Below are 16,215 nucleotides of genomic sequence, written 5' to 3' on the forward strand. Positions count from 1 at the left end.
CGCGCCTGGCGCGGCCCCGTTCATTCCTGCGGAACTCCCTATGACTGCCAACGACTCCACGCGGCTTTCGCGCGGCGACCACAAGACCCTCGGCCTGGCGGCCCTGGGCGGTGCGCTGGAGATCTACGATTTCATCATCTTCGTGTTCTTCGCCCTGACCCTGAGCCAGCTGTTCTTCCCGCCGGAAATGCCCGAGTGGCTGCGTCTGCTGCAAAGTTTCGGGATCTTCGTCACCGGTTACCTGGCCAGGCCCCTGGGCGGCATCCTCATGGCCCATTTCGCCGATCACCTGGGGCGCAAGAAGGTCTTCAGCCTGAGCATCCTGATGATGGCGCTGCCGTGCCTGCTGATCGGGGTGATGCCGACCTATGCCGAGATCGGTTATGCGGCGCCGCTGATCCTGCTGGCGCTGCGCATCCTGCAAGGTGCGGCGGTGGGTGGCGAGGTGCCGAGTGCCTGGACCTTCGTTGCCGAACATGCGCCGGTCGGGCGGCGCGGTTACGCCCTAGGCTTTCTCCAGGCCGGCCTGACCTTCGGTTATCTGCTCGGGGCCCTGACCGCGACGCTGCTGGCGCGGATCTACACCCCGCAGGAGATCCTCGATTACGCCTGGCGGTACCCTTTCCTGCTCGGCGGCGTGTTCGGTGTGATCGGCGTATGGCTGCGCCGCTGGCTCAGCGAGACCCCGATCTTCCTCGCCCTGGAACGCCAGCGTAATGACAAGCCGGTGGAGTTTCCCCTGCGTGCGGTGCTGCGCGAGCATCGCCGGGCGTTGATCCCCGCCGCGTTGCTGACCTGCGTGCTGACCTCGGCGGTGGTGGTACTGGTGGTGATCACCCCGACCGTGATGCAGCAGCGTTTCGGCATGAGTGCCAGCCACACGTTTGCCCTGAGCAGTATCGGCATCGTCTTCCTCAATATCGGCTGTGTGCTGGCCGGGATGCTGGTGGATCGCATTGGCGCCTGGCGTGCGTTGATCCTCTATTCGCTGCTGCTGCCGCTGGGCATCGGCGCGCTGTATGCCAGTCTGGTGGCGGGCTGGGACACGGTGGGCGTGGCCTATGCCCTGGCCGGCCTGGCCTGCGGCGTGGTGGGGGTGGTGCCGTCGGTGATGGTCGGGCTGTTCCCGGCGCGGATCCGGGTGTCGGGGATTTCCTTCACCTACAACGTCGCCTATGCGCTGTGGGCGAGTACCACGCCGCTGATGCTGATCGCGCTGATGCCGTGGAGCCCGTGGGTATGCGTGGTGTTCTGCGCGGCGATGGGGTTGGTCGGGGTGTTGACGGCGATGTACTTCGGGGCGCGGGAGCGGCTGAGTACGGAAGAGGATCTGGCTCTCGCCAATAGTTGAGGCGACTCGGACCCTGTGGGAGCTGGCTTGCCAGCGATAGGGCCCGACATGACAACATCATTGCTCCGGCTGGCCTCATCGCTGGCAAGCCAGCTCCCACAGGGTTCAGCGTCGCTCTGTCGAGATGCAATAAAAAGCCCCTCATGCCTTGCGGCAGAGGGGCTTTTTCATGGCTGGCGACTTACATGTTCGGGTAAGTCGGCCCGCCCGCACCTTCCGGGGTAACCCAGGTGATGTTCTGCGACGGATCCTTGATATCGCAGGTCTTGCAGTGCACGCAGTTCTGCGCGTTGATCTGGAAGCGCTTGCTGCCGTCTTCCTGGGCGACGACTTCGTACACCCCGGCCGGGCAGTAGCGCTGCGCCGGTTCGTCGTACAGCGGCAGGTTGGTGCCGATCGGGATGCCGGCATCGGCCAGCTTCAGGTGGCACGGCTGTTCTTCTTCATGGTTGGTGCTGGAGAGGAACACCGAACTCAGCTTGTCGAAGCTCAGCTTGCCGTCAGGTTTTGGATACTCGATCTTGGTCGAGTCGGCCGCCAGCTTGAGGCAGGCGTAGTCCGGCTTGGTGTCGTGCAGGGTGAACGGCAGCTTGCCGCCGAACCAGTTCTGGTCGACATAGTTGAACGCCGCACCGAGCATCGGGCCGAACTTGTGCATGGCCGGGCCGAAGTTGCGGCTGGCGAACAGTTCTTCATGCAGCCAGCTGGCCTTGAACGCCTCGACGTAGCTGTTGAGCTGGTCGCCACCTTCGCTGCCAGCGAGGAGGGCGTCAGCCACGGCTTCGGCGGCGAGCATGCCGGACTTCATCGCGGTGTGGCTGCCCTTGATCTTGGCCACGTTCATGGTGCCCAGGTCGCAACCGATCAGGGCGCCGCCGTTGAAGACCATCTTCGGCAGCGAGTTGATGCCGCCCTTGGCCAGGGCGCGGGCGCCATAGCTGATGCGCTTGCCGCCTTCGAGGTACTGGCTGATCACCGGATGGTGCTTCAGACGCTGGAATTCGTCGAACGGCGACAGGAACGGGTTGCGGTAGGACAGGTCGACGATCAGGCCGACCACCACTTGGTTGTTTTCCAGGTGATAGAGGAAGGAACCACCGGTGTTGTCCTTCTTCATCACGTCCAGCGGCCAGCCGGCGGTGTGCACCACCAGGCCTTGCTCGTGCTTGGCCGGGTCGATTTCCCAGATTTCCTTGAGGCCGATGCCGTAGTGCTGCACGTCCGCATCGCTGTCCAGGTTGAAACGCTTGATCAGCTGCTTGCCCAGGTGGCCACGGCAGCCTTCGGCGAACAGGGTGTACTTGCCGCGCAGTTCCATGCCCGGGGTGTACATGCCGTCCTTCGGCTGGCCTTCGCGGTCGACACCCATGTCGCCGGTGATGATCCCGCGAACCACGCCGTTGTCGTCGAACAGCACTTCCTGGGCGGCGAAGCCCGGGTAGATCTCGACGCCCAGGTTCTCGGCCTGCTGGGCCAGCCAGCGGCACAGGTTGCCCAGGGAGATGATGTAGTTGCCCTGGTTGTGCATGGTTTTCGGCACGAACAGGTCGGGCACCTTGACCGAGCTGCTGCCGTCCTTGAGCACGTAGATATCGTCGCGCTTGACCTCGGTGTTCAGCGGCGCGCCCAGCTCTTTCCAGTCCGGGAACAGTTCATTCAGTGCGCGGGGTTCGAACACCGCGCCGGAGAGGATGTGCGCGCCGACCTCGGAGCCTTTTTCGACCACGCAGACGCTGATTTCATTACCGGCTTCGGCGGCTTTCTGCTTCAGTCGGCAGGCAGCGGACAGGCCCGCCGGGCCTGCGCCGACGACGACCACGTCGAATTCCATGTATTCGCGTTCCACAGGTTCTCTCCTACTCAAGGCTCTCGGTTTTTCTTTCTAATGTGGGTGCAAGGCGGTCACTTCGAAGGGGGCGATTCTGTAGCTTCGGGGGATGACGTACTACACCGCTTTCTCTTGGCCGCGCATTATATCTACACCACTTGTGCGGTCCAATACAAACGTTTGTTTGAATTTGCCGGAGCCCAGTAAAATCAAAGAGGCGCGGCTTGAAGCTGGCGGTTTTGCCGTATTGACCGGATTGGGCGTTACGGTCAAGATACGGGCGGTTTTACGCTCGCCGTAGGCTGACCGTCGGATGCAGGAGCACCCCTAAAGACCTCGCTACAAGCAGGGCAGTTACGCCAAACCGGGGTTTGTAGTGAAGTTTACACGTCACCACAAAAAATGACTCACGGGTTTTGCGATGAAGGGTCGAAACGAGACTGACTAGTCAGTCTAACTTTCTCCCGCTGCGAACGTTTTTAAGAGGTGCCCTTGTACCCACGCGCAATCGCCGGGTTCGGCCCAGGCGACATTCTTTTCACCGGAGAGTAACGAGGAATCCATGAAGGTTCTTGTAGCTGTCAAACGAGTGGTCGACTACAACGTCAAGGTTCGCGTCAAGGCGGACAACTCCGGCGTCGACCTCGCCAACGTCAAAATGTCCATGAACCCCTTCTGCGAGATCGCCGTCGAAGAAGCCGTACGCCTGAAAGAAAAAGGCGTGGCCAGCGAGATCGTCGTCGTTACCGTCGGCCCGGCCACTGCCCAGGAACAACTGCGTACCGCCCTGGCCCTGGGTGCCGACCGCGCCGTGCTGGTGGAGTCCGCCGAAGAGCTGACCTCCCTGGCCGTGGCCAAGCTGCTCAAGGCCGTTGTCGACAAGGAACAGCCTCAGCTGGTGATCCTCGGCAAGCAGGCCATCGACAGCGACAACAACCAGACCGGCCAGATGCTGGCTGCGCTGACCGGCTACGCCCAGGGCACGTTCGCCTCGAAAGTCGAACTGGCTGGCGACAAGGTCAACGTCACCCGCGAAATCGACGGCGGCCTGCAGACCGTTGCCCTGAACCTGCCGGCGATCGTCACCACCGACCTGCGCCTGAACGAGCCGCGCTACGCGTCGCTGCCGAACATCATGAAGGCCAAGAAAAAGCCGCTGGAGACCGTTACTCCGGACGCGCTGGGCGTTTCCACCGCCTCGACCAACAAGACCCTGAAAGTCGAAGCGCCGGCTGCACGCAGCGCGGGCATCAAGGTCAAGTCGGTTGCTGAACTGGTCGAGAAACTGAAGAACGAGGCGAAGGTAATCTAAATGACTATCCTGGTTATCGCTGAACACGAAAACGGTGCCGTTGCACCCGCTACCCTGAACACCGTTGCCGCTGCCGCCAAGATCGGTGGCGACGTGCACGTCCTGGTCGCTGGCCAGAACGTCGGTGGTGTGGCCGAAGCTGCCGCGAAAATCGCTGGCGTGGCCAAGGTCCTGGTAGCCGACAACGCTGCCTACGCACACTTCCTGCCGGAAAACGTCGCTCCTTTGGTAGCCGAGCTGGGCAAGGCCTACAGCCACGTGCTGGCGCCTGCCACTTCCAACGGCAAGAACGTCCTGCCACGCGTCGCCGCGCTGCTGGACGTCGACCAGATCTCCGAGATCATCTCGGTTGAATCCGCCGACACCTTCAAGCGTCCGATCTACGCCGGCAACGCCATTGCCACCGTGCAATCGACCGCTGCGATCAAGGTCATCACCGTTCGCGCTACCGGCTTCGACGCCGTTGCCGCCGAAGGTGGTTCGGCTTCTGTCGAAACCGTCGGCGCTGCCCACGACGCTGGCAAATCGGCCTTCGTCGGCGAAGAGCTGGCCAAGTCCGACCGTCCTGAGCTGACCGCTGCCAAGATCGTCGTTTCCGGCGGCCGCGGCATGCAGAACGGCGACAACTTCAAGCACCTGTACGCCCTGGCCGACAAGCTGGGTGCAGCCGTCGGCGCTTCCCGCGCCGCGGTCGACGCAGGTTTCGTACCGAACGACATGCAGGTCGGCCAGACCGGCAAGATCGTTGCGCCACAGCTGTACATCGCCGTCGGTATCTCCGGCGCGATCCAGCACCTGGCCGGCATGAAGGACTCGAAAGTCATCGTCGCGATCAACAAGGACGAAGAAGCTCCGATCTTCCAGGTGGCCGACTACGGCCTGGTGGCGGATCTGTTCGAAGCCGTTCCAGAGCTGGAGAAGCTGGTTTAATCCAGTCGCTTCACTTATAAAGGGCCCGGTTGTCCGGGGCGTGTGCCGGTGGTTTTCCACCGTGACATGGCCCGGGCAACCGGGCTTTTTGATTTCCGCAGGTCGAAGAAGGGGCGTGTGATGGTGCGGTTTGCACGAAAGGGAATACTGGCGGTGCTCGGTCTGGCTTGCCTGCCGTCGGTGACGCTGGCGGCCGGCAAATGCGAGCGGCTGGTGGCGACGGGCAGTCCGGATGCGCCGCCGTATTCATGGCGCGACCCGCAGGATCCGCGGCACCTGATGGGCGCCAACGTCGATCTGCTCAAACAGATGGCTGGCGAGCTGGGCCTGAAGATCGAAGTGCTGTATGCCGGCAAGCGCAGCGAGGCCCAGGACGAAGTGCGCAGCGGGCGCATGGACCTGCTGGTGGATGCGCCGCTGGCCGTCAGCGAACTGACCTCCATGGACTATATCCATCCCTCGGTATTGCAAAACGAGTACGTGGTCTGGACCCGGCATGATTCCACGCTGGTCTACGACAACCTCGCCGACCTGCACAAGCATCAGGGCGCCATCTCCGAGAAATCCCGGCTCACCCCGGAATTCGCGGCATTCAGCAAGAGCGAGTTGAAGCTGGTCCAGGTGCCCAACCTGACCCAGGCCATGCAGAAGCTCCTGCTCGGCCAGGTGGACTATGTGCTCGCCGGGCGCTACTCGGGCATGGCCATGGCGCGCAGCCTGGGCATGGCCGATAACCTCGTGGCCCGTGGCCAGGCCCTCGATCACCCGGGGCTGTTCCTGGCGCTGTCGCACAATTCCGCCTGTAACGACGCCTGGTTACGCGGACAGTTGGCGAAAAAACTGACAGAATTGCCGGCTTCTGGCGTAGTCCAGGCGGCGGTGCAGCGCAATGTCGAGCGCTGGCAGGCGCAGTTGCAGGCGCCGCTCGATGCCCCAAAACAGTAGGAATACCCTGTGAGAATTCAATCGCTATTCGCCGCTCTGGCGCTGCTGGCCCTGGCCGGTTGCGCCAGTGACCCGGCACCCCATGAGCAGATGCGCCTGTCCGAGCAGGCGCTGGAGCAGGCCAAGGCCGTCGGTGCCACCGATGATGTTGCCGAGCTCAAGCTGGCTGAAGAAAAGCTCGAGCGTGCTCGTTCCAACATGCTGAGCGAGTCGTTCCGCGATGCGCGTATGCGCGCCGAACAGTCCGAACTGGATGCGCGCCTGGCCGAGGCCAAGGTGCTGACCCTGAAGAGCCAGGAACAACTGACCCTGCTGCAATCCCGGGTGGACCGTCTTCGCAAGCAGGTGGGGGAGCAACGGTGAGTTCGATCAAGCCTCTGGCGGTGCTGGCGATTGCCGGCGTTCTCGGTTTGCAGGGTTGCGCCAGCCAGCGCAGCGAAGTGGCACTGGATCAGGCGAGCGCTGCCTTCCAGTCGGTCAAGGATGATTCCAATGTGTTGCGCAGTGCGCCACGGGATGTGATCCGGGCGGGTGAGTCGCTGGCCAAGGCCGAGCGTCTGGCGACCTACTGGGGAACCGGCAGCGACGTGCGCCACTACGCCTACCTGAGCCAGCGCTACAGCGAAATCGCCCGCGAGCACAGCAACCTGGTACTCAACCAGGAGCGTCAGGCCAAGCTCGAACTGGAGCGCCAGCGCCTGCAACTGGCCCTGCGCGAAGCCAAGCTGTCCAGCGTGCAGCAGCAGGGCAAATGGCTGGAAGAGCAGATTGTCAGCCTCGCCACCACCGACACTGATCGCGGCCTGGTGATGACCCTGGGTGATGTGCTGTTCGATACCGGCGAGGCGGAGCTGAAGAACTCGGCCAGCCGGACCGTTTTGAAACTGGTGCAGTTCCTCCAGCTGAATCCGAAGCGGGTGGTGCGTATCGAGGGTTATACCGACAGCACCGGCAACCCGGACGATAACCTCACGCTGTCGCGGGATCGTGCGCAGTCGGTGGCCGATATGCTGGTGGACCTGGGGGTCGATGAAAAGCGCATCAAGGTGATCGGCTATGGCGACCAGTACCCGGTCGAGGCCAACGCCTCGGAGCGGGGCAGGGCGCAGAACCGTCGGGTCGAGATCGTGTTCTCCGATGAGAAGGGCAGGCTGGGCGCCGAGCGGTGAGGTGCTGGCTGCTTTGAAAGAAACCCGGTGGTCGAAAGATCCCGGGTTTTTTGTTGGCCTGGAGGGCCTCATCGCTGGCAAGCCAGCTCCCACAGGGTCCGCAGCGCCGCAGAACCCTGTGGGAGCAGGCTTGCCAGCGATGAGGCCCTCAGCCACAACATCATTCAAAAAGGATTGAAAACTCCCGATGGTTATACCCAAACGCCGCTTTGCTTCCCCGCTACACAACTGTATCGTCTGCTGATCCGCAATCTGTCCCAGTACACTTGGCAACTGTTACGGTAATCTCAGTCGCCAGAACACACGTACAACCGGATTGCCTGCCGTGTCGAGAGAAGGATCCATGACCAACCTGTTGCTTTACCAGCGCATCGCCCAGCAGCTCGCCGAGGATATCCGGCGTGGTGTCTACCAGCCGGGTGAGCGCGTGCCGTCCGTGCGCAAGATGAGCTCGCAGTTGAATGTGAGCCATGCCACGGTGCTGCAGGCCTATGCCAATCTCGAGGACCAGGGCCTGATCCGCGCCCGGCCGCAGTCCGGCTACTACGTGCACCAGACTCCCGCGCTGACGGCATCGACCCCGGATATCGCCCGGGTCGAGCGGCCGGGCCTGGTCACCCGGGCCAGCATCATCCAGCAGGTGCTCACCGAAGCCCGGCGCGACGGCGTGTTCCCGCTGGGCGCGGCAGTCCCCCATGTCGATTACCTGCCGGTGCGCGCGCTGCATCAGCAGTTGGCCAAGGTCACCCGCTTCCAGAGCCCGCGGGCTTTCAGCTATATGTTCAGCCCGGGCTTCGAGCCGCTGCGCCGGCAGATCGCCATTCGCATGCGTGATGCCGGGGTGGTGGTGGATCCGTCCGAAGTGGTGGTCACCCATGGTTGCGTCGATGCCTTGCAGATGTCGTTGCGGGTGCTGACCCGGCCGGGGGATCTGATCGCGGCGGAATCACCGACCTATTACGGGTTGCTGCAACTTGCGGATCTGCTGGGCCTGAAGGTGATCGAGATCCCCAGTGATCCCTCCACCGGCATCAGCCTGGAAGCGCTGCAATTGGCCGCCAACCAATGGTCGATCAAGGCCCTGGTGCTGACCGCGCGCCTGAGCAATCCGCTGGGTGGGACCATTCCGGAGGAGCGGCAGAAACAGTTGTTGCGCCTGTCTTCGGACTTCAACATCCAGATCATCGAAGACGATATCTACGGCGAACTGATGTTCGAGCAGGGCAAGACCAAGTCGCTCAAGGCCTTCGACCGCCTGGGCCGGGTCATCTACTGTTCGAGTTTCTCCAAGACCCTGTCGCCGGGGGTGCGCATCGGCTGGATGATCGCCGGCAACTACCAGGCGGAAATCCAGCGTTTGCAGACCTTCAGCACCCATTCCGCCTGCAGCGTGACGCAGATGGGGGTTGCCGCTTACCTGGAAAATGGCGGTTACGACCGTCATCTGCGGTTTATCCGCCAGGAATACCGGAAGAATCTCAGTGCCTATCAGTTGGCCGTGCAGCAGTACTTCCCGGAAGGCACGCAGATGACCCGACCAACGGGCGGCTTCATCCTGTGGGTCAGTTTGCCCGGCCGGGTCAATACCCAGGAACTGCACGTGCGCGCCCTGCAGCAAGGGATCAGTATTGCGCCGGGGCTGATTTTCAGTAATACCGAGCAGTTCAACCACTGCATCCGTCTCAACTGCGGGATCCCGTGGAATCGTGAGGCGGAGAGGGCGTTGATGACCCTGGGAATGCTGGCCAACCAGTTGTGCCAGGAAACGGCCAGTGCTGGCTATCTGTAATCTGCACCTTGTCAGGCGTGTCTGGAACGGGGAGCATAGGCACTTTCCCCTGGTAGTCTGTCGTTGCCTATGACTCTCTCGCGTTGTCTCGGACTGGTATTGGCGGGGTTGCTCGTGTTGTCTTCGGTCGGCCCGGTGGCGGCCGCTTCCGAGGTCAGACCACAGGTACAGAAAAGCGAAAAGGCCAGTGCGAAGAAACAGTCGGCGGCCAAGGCCAAGCCCGTCACGGCGACCAAAAAGCCGGTGAAGGTCAAAAAGACTGCGGCACGCAAGAAGGCCGACGCCATCGCGGCGCCGCTACCCAAGGCCAGGCTGGACCTGAGCCTGCCGCCGGACCTGATGAAGGGCATGAAGCCGGTGGCCGAGATCGAGGCCGAGGTGCGCAAGCCACTGTTGCCGGCGATGTTCGGGGAGAAGCCGCAAACCGACAGTCCGTTCCAGCTCAACGGTCGGCTGCTGAGCAATGAAATGCAGTTGCAGCTGCGCAACGATATGCGCCAGCAGGAAATCGAAGGCGCCGCCATCGACTTCGAATTCAAGCAGTAACCCCGCGTAACGAGAACCGACCGGTCAGCGATATTTCATCCTGTCGGGAATTTCAAACGCTTGTTTTAGTCGTTACTATCCTTTCATCCGCACCATTTGCGTTCCCGAGGTTCTGATTCATGAAATGCCGAGAAGGCTGCGGCGCGTGCTGCATTGCGCCATCGATCAGCTCGTTCATTCCCGGCATGCCTGATGGCAAACCGGCTGGCGAGCGCTGCATTCATCTCTCTGCGGTCAACCTGTGCAATCTGTTCGGGCAGCCGGAGCGTCCGGCAGTCTGTTCCGGTTTCACGGCGGATATCGAGGTGTGTGGCAGCGATCGAGACGAGGCGATCAGGATCATCGGCTGGTGGGAGCAAATGACTGCGGCCTGAAAGCGAATCTTCGACAACAAGGAAAACAAGCGGATGAGATCGTTCAAGCGTGTAGCAATAATCGTGGGTTTGACTGCCTTGTCGAACATGGCCCTTGCCGAAGACTGGAAAGTGGCCAAGGAAGAAGAGGGCATCAAGGTGTCCCTCAGCGATGTGGCGGGCTCCAAGTACAAGGCCTATCGCGGTGTCGCCCTGATCAAGGCGCCGGTGGCGACCATCGTCAAGCTGCAGGAAGATGTGGCCGGTTCCTGCGCCTGGATCCATGAGTGCAAGCAGCAGAAGCTGCTCAAGCACGAGGGTGACCAGAGCTGGACCTACGCCCAGTTCAATACCCCGTGGCCGGTGACGGCGCGGGATTCGGTGCTGCATATCACCACCGAGCAGGGCGCCGACGGCAGCGTGACCCGCAAGATCGAGGCGGCGCCGACTTACCAGCCGGAAGAGAAAGGCTTTGTGCGGGTCGCGGCGGCGGATGGTTTCTGGAAGCTGGTGCCGAAGGGTGATGCCACCGAGGTGACCTACCAGTTACATACCGACCCGGGTGGCAGCGTGCCGTCCTGGTTGTCGAACAAATTCGTGGTGGAGGCGCCGTTCAATACCTTGAAGGCGTTGAAGGCGAGGGCTGAAGCGGCTAAGTGAGGTGTAACAGTTGCTGGCTTTCCTATGGAAGTCTGCAACTGTGACGCGGTCCCTGTGGGAGCTGGCTTGCCAGCGATGAGGCCGGCAGGGGGCAAAGAGGTTGTCCGGGCGGGCCCTATCGCTGGCAAGCCAGCTCCCACAGGGGTTGGCGTCGGTTCCGGATAATAAAAAAGGCTGCCAGATGGCAGCCTTTTTTTGCATTCAGCCGAAGCTTACTTGCGGTCTTCCAGCTTGACCATGTCGCGGGACTCGTAGCCGGTGTACAGCTGGCGAGGGCGGCCGATCTTGTACGGGCTGGAGAGCATTTCCTTCCAGTGCGAGATCCAGCCGACGGTCCGCGCCAGGGCGAAGATCACGGTGAACATGCTGGTCGGAATGCCGATCGCCTTGAGGATGATGCCCGAGTAGAAGTCGACGTTCGGGTACAGCGAACGCTCGATGAAGTACGGATCGGTGAGCGCGATCTCTTCCAGGCGCATCGCCAGTTCCAGCTGCGGGTCGTTCTTGATGCCCAGCTCGCGCAGGACTTCGTCGCAGGTCTGTTTCATCACGGTGGCGCGCGGGTCGCGGTTCTTGTAGACGCGGTGACCGAAGCCCATCAGCTTGAACGGATCGTTCTTGTCCTTCGCCTTGGCGATGAACTTGTCGATGTTCGACACGTCACCGATTTCATCCAGCATGGTCAGCACGGCTTCGTTCGCACCGCCGTGGGCAGGGCCCCACAGTGCAGCGATACCGGCGGCGATACAGGCGAACGGGTTGGCACCCGAGGAGCCGGCCAGGCGCACGGTGGAGGTGGAGGCGTTCTGCTCGTGGTCGGCGTGGAGGATGAAGATCCGGTCCATTGCCTTGGCCAGTACCGGGCTGATCGGTTTGATCTCGCACGGGGTGTTGAACATCATGTGCAGGAAGTTTTCCGCGTACGACAGGTCGTTGCGCGGGTACATCATGGGCTGGCCCATGGAGTACTTGTAGACCATCGCGGCCAGGGTCGGCATCTTGGCGACCAGGCGCACGGCGGAGATTTCCCGGTGCTGCGGGTTATTGATGTCCAGCGAGTCGTGATAGAACGCCGACAGGGCGCCAACCACGCCGCACATGACGGCCATCGGGTGGGCGTCGCGGCGGAAGCCGTTGAAGAAGGACTTCAACTGCTCGTGCACCATGGTGTGGTTCTTCACGGTGCTGACGAACTGGGCCTTCTGCTCGGCGTTCGGCAGTTCGCCGTTGAGCAGCAGGTAGCAGGTTTCGAGGTAGTCGGATTGCTCGGCGAGCTGTTCGATCGGGTAGCCGCGATGCAGCAGGATGCCCTTGTCGCCGTCGATGTAGGTGATCTTCGACTCGCAGGATGCAGTCGCCATGAAACCAGGGTCGAAAGTGAAGTGACCCGTGGCCCCCAACCCTCTGACGTCGATAACATCTGGACCAACGGTGCCGGTTAAAATGGGCAGCTCGACGGGGGCTGCGCCCTCGATGACCAACTGCGCTTTTTTGTCAGCCATGTGGCCTCCTATTAATGCTTGAAATCATCTGACAGACCCCCCACGCAGGGCCCGCACCACTATAGTGAGATAAATTCGAATGTCAATTTGCCTAAAGCCCGGTTGTAACGGGGTTTAGGCCCTGTTTTTCCTCGAAAATGTCGCCCATTTACGCCTTTTGTTCGATAAAGGCAATGCGCTATTTGGGCTACCCCTTCACGTTGTCATTAGTAGCCTAACTGTCTATACTCGGCACCCGACCGCCAGGGGCATCCGCGCCCGTCTCACTGGGGGTCGCCGCTCCCTGGGTGGTGGGTACCTGACCAGTACACTTACCAACAACTTTGCCCTGCTTGCTAGGGGCTCTTCAGTGTGAAAAAAGCCGTGAAAAGCCAACGACCTGTAAACCTAGACCTAAGGACCATCAAACTCCCGATCACCGCTTACACGTCCATTCTTCACCGTATCTCCGGCGTCATCCTGTTCCTGGGCCTGGCCATCATGCTTTATGCATTGGGCAAATCCCTGGGTTCCGAGGAAGGCTTTGGCGAGGTGAAGGCGTGTCTGACCAGTCCGCTGGCCAAGTTCGTGTTCTGGGCTCTGCTGTCCGCCTTGCTGTATCACCTGGTGGCCGGTGTGCGCCACCTGATCATGGACATGGGCATCGGTGAGACGCTGGAAGGCGGCAAACTGGGCTCGAAAATTGTCATCGTCATCTCCGTGGTGGTGATCGTGCTGGCGGGAGTTTGGATATGGTAACCAACGTCACGAACCTTTCGCGTTCGGGCCTCTATGACTGGATGGCGCAGCGCGTTTCTGCGGTCGTTCTCGCGGCTTATTTCATCTTCCTGATCGGCTACCTGGTCGCGCACCCTGGCATCGACTATGCCACGTGGCACGCTCTGTTCTCCAACAACGCGATGCGTATCTTCAGTCTGCTGGCACTGGTTGCCCTGGGCGCTCACGCCTGGGTCGGCATGTGGACCATTGCAACCGACTACCTGACCCCTATGGCGTTCGGCAAATCGGCGACTGCGATTCGTTTCCTGTTCCAGGCGGTATGCGGTGTCGCGATGTTCGCGTACTTCGTCTGGGGTGTGCAGATTCTCTGGGGTATCTGATTCATGGCTATCATTCCAACGATTTCTTTCGACGCCATCATTGTTGGCGGCGGCGGTGCCGGCATGCGCGCTGCGCTGCAGCTGGCCCAGGGCGGTCACAAGACTGCCGTGATCACCAAGGTGTTCCCGACCCGTTCGCACACCGTATCCGCCCAGGGCGGCATCACCTGCGCCATCGCTTCGGCCGACCCGAACGACGACTGGCGCTGGCACATGTACGATACCGTCAAGGGTTCCGACTACATCGGTGACCAGGACGCTATCGAATACATGTGTCAGGAAGGCCCGGCTGCGGTCTTCGAACTGGACCACATGGGTCTGCCGTTCTCCCGTACCGAGACTGGCCGGATCTACCAGCGTCCGTTCGGTGGCCAGTCCAAGGACTTCGGTAAAGGTGGCCAGGCCGCCCGTACCTGCGCCGCTTCCGACCGTACCGGTCACGCGCTGCTGCACACCCTGTACCAGGGCAACCTGAAGGCAGGCACCACCTTCCTCAACGAGTACTACGCGGTTGACCTGGTGAAGAACCAGGACGGCGCGTTCGTCGGCGTGATCGCGATCTGCATCGAAACCGGCGAAACCCAGTACATCCGTTCGAAGGCCACCGTACTGGCTACCGGCGGTGCCGGTCGCATCTACTCCTCGACCACCAACGCCCTGATCAACACCGGCGACGGCGTGGGCATGGCCCTGCGTGCCGGCGTTCCGGTGCAGGACATCGAGATGTGGCAGTTCCACCCGACCGGCATCGCCGGCGCAGGTGTACTGGTCACCGAAGGCTGCCGTGGTGAAGGCGGTTACCTGATCAACAAGCACGGCGAGCGTTTCATGGAGCGTTATGCTCCGAACGCGAAAGACCTCGCAGGTCGTGACGTCGTTGCCCGCTCCATGGTCAAGGAAATCATCGCCGGCAACGGCTGTGGCCCTAACGGCGACCACGTGATGCTGAAACTCGACCACCTCGGTGAAGAAGTTCTGCACAGCCGTCTGCCAGGCATCTGCGAACTGTCCAAGACCTTCGCCCACGTCGACCCTGTCGTCGCGCCGGTCCCGGTCGTTCCAACCTGCCACTACATGATGGGCGGCGTTGCCACCAACATTCATGGCCAGGCCATGACCCAGGACGCCAACGGCCAGGACCAGATCATTCCAGGTCTGTTCGCCGTAGGTGAAGTGGCGTGCGTATCGGTCCACGGTGCCAACCGCCTGGGCGGCAACTCGCTGCTCGACCTGGTGGTCTTCGGCCGTGCTGCCGGCCTGCACCTGGAAAAGGCGCTGACCGACGGTATCGAATACCGCGACGCCAGCGACACCGACGTCGAAGTCGCCCTGAACCGTCTGAACAAGCTCAACGAGCGCACCACCGGTGAAGACGTCGCAACCCTGAAGCGCGAGCTGCAGAGCTGCATGCAGAACTACTTCGGTGTGTTCCGTACCGGCGAATACATGCAGAAAGGTATCGCCCAGCTGGCCGATCTGCGCGAGCGTATCGCCAACGTCAAGATCAACGACAAATCCCAGGCCTTCAACACCGCGCGTATCGAAGCGCTGGAGCTGCAGAACCTGCTGGAAGTCGCTGAAGCTACCGCCATCGCGGCCGAGCACCGTAAAGAGTCCCGCGGCGCCCACGCCCGTGAAGACTTCGAAGACCGTGACGACGAAAACTGGCTGTGCCACACCCTGTACTTCCCAGGTGAGAAGCGGGTTGCCAAGCGTGCAGTCAACTTCGCGCCGAAGACCGTACCGGCGTTCGAACCAAAAGTCCGGACTTACTAAGGGTGGCCGCCATGTTGCAAGTAGAAGTTTATCGTTACAACCCGGATACCGATTCGGCGCCTAAAACCCAGGTGTTCCAGGTCGATACCGGTGGCAAGGACCTGATGGTGCTGGACGTGCTGGCCCTGATCAAGGAGCAGGACGAAGGTTTCTCCTACCGTCGCTCCTGCCGTGAAGGCGTTTGCGGCTCCGACGGCATGAACATCAACGGCAAGAACGGCCTGGCGTGCATCACGCCGCTGTCCTCTGTCGTAAAAGGTAACAAGTTGGTCGTGCGTCCGCTGCCTGGTTTGCCGGTTATCCGTGACCTGGTCGTCGACATGAGCATCTTCTACAAGCAGTACGAGAAGGTGAAGCCGTTCCTGCAGAACGACACGCCGGCCCCGGCCATCGAGCGTCTGCAATCGCCGGAAGAACGTGACAAGCTGGACGGTCTGTACGAGTGCATCCTGTGCGCCTGCTGCTCGACTTCCTGCCCGTCGTTCTGGTGGAACCCCGACAAGTTCCTCGGTCCTGCCGCGCTGCTGCAAGCCTATCGCTTCCTGGCCGACAGCCGCGACACCAAGACCCAGGAGCGCCTGGCGTCCCTGGACGACCCGTTCAGCGTCTTCCGCTGCCGCGGGATCATGAACTGCGTGAACGTTTGCCCTAAAGGTCTGAACCCGACCAAGGCCATCGGTCACGTACGTAACATGCTGCTCCAGAGCGGTACCTGATTCTGAAAGTGTGTTGAAAGTGTGAAGCTGTAATGTTGTAACCGCAGTACGCCAAGATGCGGGCGCAAGCCCGCATCGAGGTGCAACCCGAGCGAGGGTCAAAAGCCCGAGCTTTTACCTATGAAGATATGAGACCAGCAGGGGCATCCGGGCTGGTACCCGGTAAATCTGCGGGATCTTGCAGGCCTGGTTTTGGTGAGATGACTCCAGGCTTACGTGGTTCTGCCGATCGAGGCCC

At 61.5% G+C, this 16,215-nt stretch carries 16 protein-coding genes; 14 read left to right on the forward strand and 2 right to left on the reverse strand.

The window, feature by feature from the left end:
* Nucleotides 1-40: 40 nt before the first annotated feature.
* Nucleotides 41-1,351: an MFS transporter gene (locus AC2CQI_RS29520; RefSeq protein WP_484578678.1), complete on the forward strand. Its 1,311-nt coding sequence runs from the start codon at nucleotides 41-43 to the stop codon at nucleotides 1,349-1,351.
* Between the two features lie 181 nt (nucleotides 1,352-1,532).
* Here AC2CQI_RS29520 and AC2CQI_RS29525 read toward each other — a convergent pair whose 3' ends face one another.
* Nucleotides 1,533-3,197: an electron transfer flavoprotein-ubiquinone oxidoreductase gene (locus AC2CQI_RS29525; protein WP_484578679.1), complete on the reverse strand. Its 1,665-nt coding sequence runs from the start codon at nucleotides 3,195-3,197 to the stop codon at nucleotides 1,533-1,535.
* 544 nt (nucleotides 3,198-3,741) lie between these two features.
* Between AC2CQI_RS29525 and AC2CQI_RS29530 the strand changes: the two genes are divergently transcribed.
* From AC2CQI_RS29530 to AC2CQI_RS29570, 9 genes are all read left to right on the forward strand, one after another.
* Entirely contained in the window at nucleotides 3,742-4,491 is a 750-nt protein-coding gene (locus AC2CQI_RS29530; protein ID WP_075802521.1) for an electron transfer flavoprotein subunit beta/FixA family protein, read from the forward strand.
* Nucleotides 4,492-5,421 carry an electron transfer flavoprotein subunit alpha/FixB family protein gene (locus AC2CQI_RS29535; protein WP_484578680.1) on the forward strand — a complete coding sequence of 310 codons (930 nt, stop codon included), beginning with the start codon at nucleotides 4,492-4,494 and terminating at the stop codon, nucleotides 5,419-5,421.
* A 120-nt stretch (nucleotides 5,422-5,541) separates the two neighbouring features.
* The gene (locus tag AC2CQI_RS29540) at nucleotides 5,542-6,366 is read left to right on the forward strand and encodes a substrate-binding periplasmic protein (RefSeq protein ID WP_484578681.1); all 825 of its coding nucleotides are present in this window, start codon (nucleotides 5,542-5,544) and stop codon (nucleotides 6,364-6,366) included.
* A 9-nt stretch (nucleotides 6,367-6,375) separates the two neighbouring features.
* Nucleotides 6,376-6,729 (forward strand): DUF4398 domain-containing protein, encoded by a 354-nt coding sequence (locus AC2CQI_RS29545; protein WP_484578682.1) that lies wholly within the window; start codon nucleotides 6,376-6,378, stop codon nucleotides 6,727-6,729.
* The gene (locus AC2CQI_RS29550; RefSeq protein ID WP_075802517.1) at nucleotides 6,726-7,535 is read left to right on the forward strand and encodes an OmpA family protein; all 810 of its coding nucleotides are present in this window, start codon (nucleotides 6,726-6,728) and stop codon (nucleotides 7,533-7,535) included. Before AC2CQI_RS29545 ends, AC2CQI_RS29550 begins: the two co-directional genes overlap by 4 nt.
* Before the next feature lie 343 nt (nucleotides 7,536-7,878).
* Nucleotides 7,879-9,324: an aminotransferase-like domain-containing protein gene (locus AC2CQI_RS29555; RefSeq protein WP_075802516.1), complete on the forward strand. Its 1,446-nt coding sequence runs from the start codon at nucleotides 7,879-7,881 to the stop codon at nucleotides 9,322-9,324.
* Nucleotides 9,325-9,438: 114 nt separating this feature from the next.
* Nucleotides 9,439-9,870 (forward strand): translation initiation factor 2, encoded by a 432-nt coding sequence (locus AC2CQI_RS29560; protein WP_484578683.1) that lies wholly within the window; start codon nucleotides 9,439-9,441, stop codon nucleotides 9,868-9,870.
* Nucleotides 9,871-9,989: 119 nt separating this feature from the next.
* On the forward strand, nucleotides 9,990-10,244 hold the full coding sequence (locus AC2CQI_RS29565) for a YkgJ family cysteine cluster protein (RefSeq protein ID WP_075802514.1): 255 nt from the start codon (nucleotides 9,990-9,992) through the stop codon (nucleotides 10,242-10,244).
* Between the two features lie 33 nt (nucleotides 10,245-10,277).
* Nucleotides 10,278-10,883 carry an START domain-containing protein gene (locus tag AC2CQI_RS29570; RefSeq protein ID WP_484578684.1) on the forward strand — a complete coding sequence of 202 codons (606 nt, stop codon included), beginning with the start codon at nucleotides 10,278-10,280 and terminating at the stop codon, nucleotides 10,881-10,883.
* A gap of 212 nt (nucleotides 10,884-11,095) precedes the next feature.
* Here AC2CQI_RS29570 and gltA read toward each other — a convergent pair whose 3' ends face one another.
* Nucleotides 11,096-12,385, reverse strand: coding sequence for a citrate synthase (gene gltA / locus AC2CQI_RS29575; protein ID WP_075802512.1), 1,290 nt, complete (start codon nucleotides 12,383-12,385; stop codon nucleotides 11,096-11,098).
* 351 nt (nucleotides 12,386-12,736) lie between these two features.
* Here gltA and sdhC point away from each other — a divergent pair, with 351 nt between their 5' ends.
* Genes sdhC through AC2CQI_RS29595 form a run of 4 tightly spaced genes read left to right on the forward strand, consistent with a single transcriptional unit; the run spans nucleotide 12,737 to nucleotide 15,977 of the window.
* Complete coding sequence (gene sdhC / locus AC2CQI_RS29580) at nucleotides 12,737-13,123, forward strand: succinate dehydrogenase, cytochrome b556 subunit (RefSeq protein WP_170394861.1); 387 nt, start codon at nucleotides 12,737-12,739, stop codon at nucleotides 13,121-13,123.
* Nucleotides 13,117-13,485: a succinate dehydrogenase, hydrophobic membrane anchor protein gene (sdhD, locus tag AC2CQI_RS29585; protein WP_075802510.1), complete on the forward strand. Its 369-nt coding sequence runs from the start codon at nucleotides 13,117-13,119 to the stop codon at nucleotides 13,483-13,485. The genes sdhC and sdhD overlap by 7 nt, the downstream gene beginning before the upstream one ends.
* 3 nt (nucleotides 13,486-13,488) lie before the next feature.
* Entirely contained in the window at nucleotides 13,489-15,261 is a 1,773-nt protein-coding gene (gene sdhA / locus AC2CQI_RS29590) for a succinate dehydrogenase flavoprotein subunit (protein ID WP_484578685.1), read from the forward strand.
* Nucleotides 15,262-15,272: 11 nt separating this feature from the next.
* Nucleotides 15,273-15,977 (forward strand): succinate dehydrogenase iron-sulfur subunit, encoded by a 705-nt coding sequence (locus AC2CQI_RS29595; RefSeq protein ID WP_009396299.1) that lies wholly within the window; start codon nucleotides 15,273-15,275, stop codon nucleotides 15,975-15,977.
* The last annotated feature ends 238 nt before the right edge of the window (nucleotides 15,978-16,215 follow it).

Source organism: Pseudomonas sp. P2S-1 (assembly GCF_057197725.1).

Coding starts and splice junctions, on each gene's coding strand:
- AC2CQI_RS29535 (WP_484578680.1), top strand. CDS start 4,492: ATGACTATCCTGGTTATCGCTGAACACGAAAACGGTGCCGTTGCACCC.
- sdhD (WP_075802510.1), top strand. CDS start 13,117: ATGGTAACCAACGTCACGAACCTTTCGCGTTCGGGCCTCTATGACTGG.
- AC2CQI_RS29565 (WP_075802514.1), top strand. CDS start 9,990: ATGAAATGCCGAGAAGGCTGCGGCGCGTGCTGCATTGCGCCATCGATC.
- AC2CQI_RS29540 (WP_484578681.1), top strand. CDS start 5,542: ATGGTGCGGTTTGCACGAAAGGGAATACTGGCGGTGCTCGGTCTGGCT.
- sdhA (WP_484578685.1), top strand. CDS start 13,489: ATGGCTATCATTCCAACGATTTCTTTCGACGCCATCATTGTTGGCGGC.
- AC2CQI_RS29595 (WP_009396299.1), top strand. CDS start 15,273: ATGTTGCAAGTAGAAGTTTATCGTTACAACCCGGATACCGATTCGGCG.
- AC2CQI_RS29530 (WP_075802521.1), top strand. CDS start 3,742: ATGAAGGTTCTTGTAGCTGTCAAACGAGTGGTCGACTACAACGTCAAG.
- gltA (WP_075802512.1), bottom strand. CDS start 12,385: ATGGCTGACAAAAAAGCGCAGTTGGTCATCGAGGGCGCAGCCCCCGTC.
- AC2CQI_RS29555 (WP_075802516.1), top strand. CDS start 7,879: ATGACCAACCTGTTGCTTTACCAGCGCATCGCCCAGCAGCTCGCCGAG.
- AC2CQI_RS29520 (WP_484578678.1), top strand. CDS start 41: ATGACTGCCAACGACTCCACGCGGCTTTCGCGCGGCGACCACAAGACC.
- AC2CQI_RS29570 (WP_484578684.1), top strand. CDS start 10,278: ATGAGATCGTTCAAGCGTGTAGCAATAATCGTGGGTTTGACTGCCTTG.